Below are 421 nucleotides of genomic sequence, written 5' to 3' on the forward strand. Positions count from 1 at the left end.
CGCCGCTACGGTCAACCGGGGCCGATTTCCAACCAGGTGAAGGCGCTGATCTTTGCCCCGAAACCGGGACCGCTGTACGGCGGTATGGCGTTGATGATGACGGTGCTCCCTTGGCGACAACGGTTCATCGCGGCTGGTGCCGCGATCGGTATCGACCTCGTCTTCCTGCTGGCGCGGTGGGCATGCGACGCCAAGATGAACGACGGCCATTCCTTCGGCACCGGTGCGTTGTGGGTGATGTTGGGCTACGCGGTCATCGCCGTCACGCGCCGCACCGGCCGGGAACGCGTCCTGCTGCTGAAGGGCGTCGGGCTGGGCCTGTTGCTGGTGGCCGGCCGCAAGACGGGCGACACCTGGCTGCTCATCACGTCCAAGACCCGCCCGGCGGTGCTCGACCAGTACGTGGCAACCGCCGATCACG

Annotated in this window: 1 protein-coding gene; it reads left to right on the forward strand. The window is 67.0% G+C overall.

The features are described from left to right. On the forward strand, positions 1-421 hold a 421-nt coding region (locus tag ADL12_RS24755; protein ID WP_244188039.1), incomplete at both ends, for a DUF5933 domain-containing protein.

The sequence above is a fragment of the Streptomyces regalis genome (assembly GCF_001509475.1).
GTDB classification, from domain to species: domain Bacteria; phylum Actinomycetota; class Actinomycetes; order Streptomycetales; family Streptomycetaceae; genus Streptomyces; species Streptomyces regalis.